A 4,148-nucleotide genomic window follows, 5' to 3' on the forward strand; every position below is an offset into this window, starting at 1 on the left:
CGACCCGGAGGCCGCCGCCGCGGCGGGCGCCGCCGAGGCGGGCGCCGATCCCGCGGCGGGAGCGCTCGCGGCGGACGAGCGCCCCGGCGGGACGACGGCCCGCTTCCTGAGGACCCTGGCCCGCACGGGCGCCGTCGTCGTCCCCGAGTACGCCGTCGTCGTCCTCGCGGTGGGCTGCTTCAGCGGCTGGCTGTTCCCCCTGGGGGAGTCCGCGCGGTCCTGGGGGGTGCTGGCGCTCCTCGTGGCGCTCCTCCTCGGCACCCTGCTCGTCCTGCCCACCGCCGGGGAGATCCCGCTGGCGCAGGGCCTGGCCGCGGCCGGCGCCGGGGGTGCCGTCGTCGGGGCCCTGCTCATCACGCTGCCCGCCGTCAGCCTGCCGTCGATGGCCATGGTGGGCCGGGCGCTGACCTGGCGGGTGACGGCGTGGACGGCGGCGCTCGTCGTGGCCGGTGGCCTGCTGGCCGCGCTGCTGCTTGCCCTGATCACCTGACCGGTACCACCGCGGCACCACCCGGCTCCGCCGCGCCGTCCACCGCCGCCGGACGCCGGTGCTCGACGGACGCGGCCGGGTCCGGCACCCTCCTGGCGTGGCCGCACCGCCGAGCGTGGACCGCACGCGGGTCCTCGCGCACCGCCTGCACGTCCAGCAGCTGCACCGCCCCGCACCCACCGCCGCCCGCGACCTGGCCGTCGTCGACCTCGGTGTCCCCGACGTGCCGCACGGCTCGGCCGGCCTCGCCCTCGCCGCCCGCGGGGCCGACCCGGGCGACGAGGAGGGGCTGACCCTGGTGTGGGCGGCGCGCGGCGCCCCGCACCTGCACCGCGACGAGGAGCTGGCGGCGCTGGCCGCCGCCCTGTGGCCGCTGTCGGACGCCGACGCGGGCGCGCGGATCCGCAGCTCGCAGGTCCCGGGCGCCGCGGCGCTCGGCGTGGAGGCGGTGCGGACCACCGCCGAGGCGTTCGCCGCGGTCGTGACGCGGCGGCTGCCCAAGGGCGAGGTCAGCGCCGCCGTCACCGCCCGGGTGCCCGACGCGCTGGGCTACGACTGCGGTCCGTGCGGCGCGCGCCACGTGGCGGGCACCGTCTTCCAGCTCGCCGCCCTGGCCGGCGGGGTGCGGCTGCACCGCGCGGGACCCGGCACCGCGCTGGAACCGCTGCCCGGCTGGCCCGGTGTCCCGGCGCGGGCCGCGGGCACGGCGGAGCTGCTGCGCACCTGGCTGCACCTGCACGGCCCCGCCACGGCGAAGGAGGCCGCCGCCTGGCTCGGCACCACCCAGGCGCACGTGCGGCCGGTGTGGCCCGGCGGGCTGGCGACGGTGTCGGTGGCGGGCCGGCGGGCACAGCTGCCGGAGGAGGACCTCGACGCCCTGCTGGGCGGGCCACCGGCGCGCGGCGTGGTGCGGCTGCTGCCCCCGGGCGACCCGTGGCTGCAGGCCCGCGACCGCGAGCTGGTGCTGCCCGACGCCGCGCACCGCAAGCAGGTGTGGCGGGTCATCGCCAACCCGGGCGCGCTGCTCGTGGACGGCGAGGTGGCCGGTACGTGGCGGGCGAAGACCTCCGGGCGGCGTCTCGACGTGGCGCTGAGCCCGTTCGCGCCGCTGCCGCGGCCGGTGCTGCGGGCGGTGGAGGAGGAGCTGGCGCTGGTGGCGGCCGCGCGCGGGGCCGGCGACGCGCGGCTGTCCGTCACCGGCTGAGCGGGTGCCGGACGGGCGACCGGGCGCTCAGGGCGGCGCGGCGCCGCGCCGGGCCTCCTGCTGCAGCAGCGGCTCCAGGTCCGGCAGGCGGTCCAGGCCCCGCAGCGGCTGGACCATCCGGGGGTTGGCCGCCAGCCGCTCGCGGTGGCGGTGCAGGAACGCCCAGTACCCCGCGGTGTAGGGGCAGGCCCGCTCCCCCACCCGCACCGCCGGGTCGTAGCGGCAGCCCCGGCAGAAGTCGCTCATCCGGTCCACGTAGGCGCCGCCCGTCGTGTACGGCTTCGTCGCGCTCGCCCCGCCGTCGGCGTGCTGGGAGATCCCGACGACGTTCGTCGTCATCACCCACTCGTAGCCGTCGACGAAGCTGCGGCGGAACCACTCCGCCAGCGCCGCCGGGTCGTAGCCGCGCTGCAGCGCCCAGCCGCCCAGCACCACCAGCCGCGGGACGTGGTGGGTCCAGCCCTCCTGCCGCACCGAGCGCAGCACGTGCGCCAGGCAGTTCGCCCCGACCGCGGAGTGCGGGTCCAGGCGCTCGAACCAGTCCGGCAGCGGCTCGCGCGCTCCCAGGGCGTTGCTGCGGACGTGGTCCTCCCCGAGGTGCCAGTGCAGGTGCCAGACCCAGGAGCGCCAGCCGACGACCTGGCGCACGAACCCCTCCAGCGAGGGCAGGTGGGCGACGCGGGCCCGGCCGACCTGCTCCGCGCGGCGGGCCACCTCCAGCGGGTCGAGCAGGCCCAGGTTCAGCGGGGCCGACAGCATCGAGTGCGCCATCCACGGGTCCGCGGCGAGCATCGCGTCCTCGTGCGGGCCGAAGGCGTCCAGCCGCGCGGCGAGGAAGTGCTCCAGCGCGGTGAGCGCCTCCGCACGGGTGGCGGCGAAGCGGCGGGGGCCGTCGTCGCCGGCGAACACCGGGCCGTGCTCGCGCTCCACGCGGTCGAGGTCCTCGCGGACCCCGGCGTCGATCTCGTCCTCCTGCGGCCACCACGGGTCGGCGACGGCGAGGCGCTCGCGGCGCGGTGGTGGCTCGCGGTTGTCCTCGTCGTAGTTCCAGCGCCCGCCCACGGGGCCGCCGCGGGCGTCGAGGAGCAGGCCGTGGTGGCGGCGCACGTCGCGGTAGAAGTCCTCCATCAGCAGCCGGCGCCCGCCCCGGCCGCGGGCCCAGCGGGCGAACTGCGGCTCGGAGACGACGAAGCCGCGGGAGGCCAGCACCCGCACCCCGTCGAGGCGGCGGACGAGCCGGCGCGCGCCCCAGGAGGTCGGGTCGCAGACGCTCACCGGGTCCGGGGCGCCCACCCCGGCGCGGGCGAGCGCCTCGGCGTAGGTGCCGGCCCGCACGAGCTCGGCGCGCCCGCCCAGCTCGGCGGCGCGGTGGCGCAGGGCGGACAGCACGAGGTGGGCCTTGCGCCGGTGCACGCGGCTGCGGCGCAGCGCCGCCAGGGACTCCACGAGGAGCACCGGCTGGTCGGCGGTGTCGAGGAAGTGCGGGCCGAGCTGGTCGGCGAACAGCCACCGCCGGGTGCCGGGGTCCCGCGCGGGCAGCTCGTCCGCGGGCGGCTCCTCGGCTGCGGGCTCGGCCTCCGGCACGCCGCCAGCCTCGGGCACCGGCCACCGCCCCGCGAGCCGGGCGGCGGGGCTCAGCGCGCGGCGGGGATCAGCGCCCCTCCGCGGTGGGGCGCCGCACCGCCGTGTCGTACGGCGCCGGGGCGGGGCTGTGGCCGGCGCTGTCGATGGTGCGCCGCTGCGGCGCGAACAGGGACGTCTCCAGGCACAGCCAGAGGGTCCCGGCGAGCATGAGGACGACCCCGGCGGCCGTCAGGTCCAGGCCGCTGACGGAGAACGTCACGGCGAAGGTGAGGATCGCCCCGACGGCGATGCACGCGATGGCGGAACCGATGCGCACGGTGGACCTCCTGCGGTGGTGGGGTTCCCAGGGTGCGCCCCGGTCACGGCCGCACCGCGCCGGCGCTGCCCCGCCCGGGTGAGCGCAGGCGGCGACTCGCAGCCGGTGCCCAGCTGCGGCTCAGCCGGCGGCGGCTCGGACCGCGGCTCGGCCGGCAGCGGCTCAGACGTCGTCGACGGTGGTGCGCCGCACGCCCGAGCCGACCGGCTCGGTGTAGCTGGTGCTCACGCGGTGCCGTCGCGGGGCGAACATCGCCACCTCCAGCACCAGGCCGACGAGCCCGACGACCATGAGGATGACGCCCACGGTGGACAGGTCGATGCCGCTGATCCGCAGGGTGACGGCGAACGTCAGGATCGCGCCGACGGCGATGAGGGCGATGGCCGAACCGATGCGCACGAGGACCTCCTGCGGGGACGGGTGGGGGTTCCAGGCTGCGTCGCGGCCGGTGCCCGCGCGCGGCGGCGGTGCGCCGAACGGGTGATCGGCTACGCGGTGCGGGTGCGCGGTGCGGCTGCGCAGTGCGGCGCCCGGTGCGGCGCCGGGACGGCGCC

The 4,148-nt window shown here is 78.7% G+C and carries 4 protein-coding genes and 1 pseudogene; 2 read left to right on the forward strand and 3 right to left on the reverse strand.

Features of this window, described 5'->3' with window-relative positions; translation table 11 throughout:
- A pseudogene (locus ABEB16_RS18345) lies at positions 1 to 490 on the forward strand (permease); the annotation flags it as partial.
- A gap of 97 nt (positions 491 to 587) precedes the next feature.
- Positions 588 to 1,694, forward strand: a complete 1,107-nt coding sequence (locus ABEB16_RS18350) for a DNA glycosylase AlkZ-like family protein (protein ID WP_345713656.1) — start codon at positions 588 to 590, stop codon at positions 1,692 to 1,694.
- A 27-nt stretch (positions 1,695 to 1,721) separates the two neighbouring features.
- Here the strand turns inward: ABEB16_RS18350 and ABEB16_RS18355 are convergent, their stop codons facing one another.
- The 3 genes from ABEB16_RS18355 to ABEB16_RS18365 all read right to left on the reverse strand — a co-directional run.
- A complete protein-coding gene (locus ABEB16_RS18355; protein WP_345713657.1) occupies positions 1,722 to 3,278 on the reverse strand; it encodes a cryptochrome/photolyase family protein in 1,557 nt (518 codons plus the stop codon).
- A gap of 67 nt (positions 3,279 to 3,345) precedes the next feature.
- Complete coding sequence (locus ABEB16_RS18360; protein ID WP_345713658.1) at positions 3,346 to 3,594, reverse strand: DUF6458 family protein; 249 nt, start codon at positions 3,592 to 3,594, stop codon at positions 3,346 to 3,348.
- A 162-nt stretch (positions 3,595 to 3,756) separates the two neighbouring features.
- A partial coding sequence (locus tag ABEB16_RS18365) for a DUF6458 family protein (RefSeq protein WP_345713659.1) occupies positions 3,757 to 4,148 on the reverse strand: 392 nt, incomplete at its 5' end.

The sequence above is a fragment of the Kineococcus glutinatus genome (genome assembly GCF_039542765.1).
In the GTDB taxonomy this organism is placed as follows: Bacteria; Actinomycetota; Actinomycetes; order Actinomycetales; family Kineococcaceae; genus Kineococcus_A; species Kineococcus_A glutinatus.